At 71.2% G+C, this 1,491-nt stretch carries 2 protein-coding genes; one reads left to right on the top strand and one right to left on the bottom strand.

Annotation, left to right across the window (positions count from 1 at the left end; genetic code table 11):
- Window positions 1-66: 66 nt before the first annotated feature.
- Window positions 67-768: a hypothetical protein gene (locus DEJ24_RS16475; RefSeq protein ID WP_111079668.1), complete on the bottom strand. Its 702-nt coding sequence runs from the start codon at window positions 766-768 to the stop codon at window positions 67-69.
- A gap of 163 nt (window positions 769-931) precedes the next feature.
- On the opposite strand from DEJ24_RS16475, the gene DEJ24_RS16470 reads away from it, so the two are divergent.
- A complete protein-coding gene (locus DEJ24_RS16470; protein ID WP_111079666.1) occupies window positions 932-1,378 on the top strand; it encodes an Hsp20/alpha crystallin family protein in 447 nt (148 codons plus the stop codon).
- The last annotated feature ends 113 nt before the right edge of the window (window positions 1,379-1,491 follow it).

Raw genomic sequence — 1,491 nt, 5'->3', positions numbered from 1 at the left:
GGGTCGGGGTCGGGGTCGGGGCCAGGCGTCCCGTGCCGAGGCCGGCCGTCGGCGGCCGAGACCGGGCTAGGAGCTCAGGGTCCAGGCGCGCCGCTTGACGAGTACGTGCCCACGCGAGGTCGTGAGTCGACTCCACGGACCGGTCTCGAACAGGCGCACCGGTTCGGTGCCGAGGAAGCCGAGGCTCTCGGCAGCGAATCCCGCGCCGGCAGGCAGGTGCTCGACGCCGGTGATCGGCCGACCCCACACCTCGGAGCGGACGCGTCGGACGATCGACTCCCCCGAGCTCGCCGGCACGGCGGCCGCGACCTCGTCGATCCCCTGCCGCGCCGCGCGGTGCAGGAGCTCCGCGGAGACGTCCGGCAGCGGGGCCCATCCACCGCGGGGCGGCGAGATCGCCGCCCACGTCACGGTGTGGACCTCGAGGGGCAACTCGACCTCGATCGGGGTGGCACGCGTCGGGTCGGCGCTGTCCGCGTGGTCGGCGTCCTGAGCCTCGGCGAGCAGCCGCAGACGTTCCTGGAACGACCGCAGTGGCACGACGACGTCGATGTTCTCCGGCTGCGTCAGCGCGAAGGTCCGGAGGCCGAGGACGGTCGGCAGCTCGTCGAGCAGACCGAGCGGGTAGAGGATCGCGGTGTAGACCGCCAGGACCCCCGAGTCGGCGATGAGCCGGACCGACCCGTCCTCGATGCGAGCGGCCCGCCCGAGGTAGGTGCGGAGGTCACCGAGCGAGGCGGCGTCGGGAAGGGTGAACGAGCTGCTCATGTCGCCTCCGATCCTAGCCGCGACCGTCCGGACACCCGCTGGTCGACCTCTCGGCGTCCTCTCGGCGTCCTTTTGGCACTCTCCGGGTTCGAGTGCTAGAACCGGATGCAGTTGAGTCAGAGCGACTCAACCGACAACCATCCAGTGAAGGAGTTGATGTCAGATGGCCATGAACTTCGACCCGTTCCGCGAGCTCGACCGTCTCGCCGGGTCCCTCCTCGCCGGAGCGGGAGCGGGCCCACGCTCGATGCCGATGGACCTCTACCGCGCCGGTGACCACTACGTCATGGACGTGGACCTGCCCGGCGTCGATCCGGGCTCGGTCGACATCGACGTCGACGGTTCCGTGCTGACGATCCGGGCCGAACGGACCCTCGGTGCCCCCGACGGTGCGCAGTGGCTCACGCGAGAGCGGCAGCCCGGCTCGTTCGTCCGGCAGCTCACGCTCGGCGACGGCCTGGACGTCGAACGGATCGCCGCGCACTACGACAACGGCGTGCTCAGCGTGACGATCCCCGTCCAGGAGTCGTCGAAGCCGCGCAAGATCGCCATCAGCACGGGCGACAGCACCGGGGCGCTCGCGGTCGAAAGCGCCACGTCGAGCAGCTGACGCATTGACCAGTCGACCGTGGGGTCGGTCCCGATGCGGGCCGACCCCACGGTCGACTCCCCGACACCCCTCACCCTGCCCCTGCCCCTGCCCCTGCCCCTGCCCCTGCCAGT

It is taken from the genome of Curtobacterium sp. MCPF17_001 (genome assembly GCF_003234615.1).
GTDB lineage: Bacteria > Actinomycetota > Actinomycetes > Actinomycetales > Microbacteriaceae > Curtobacterium.
Note: the sequence above shows the minus strand (reverse complement) of the source record. Positions and strands in the feature narration are given on the sequence as shown.

Coding starts and splice junctions, on each gene's coding strand:
- DEJ24_RS16475 (WP_111079668.1), bottom strand. CDS start 768: ATGAGCAGCTCGTTCACCCTTCCCGACGCCGCCTCGCTCGGTGACCTC.
- DEJ24_RS16470 (WP_111079666.1), top strand. CDS start 932: ATGGCCATGAACTTCGACCCGTTCCGCGAGCTCGACCGTCTCGCCGGG.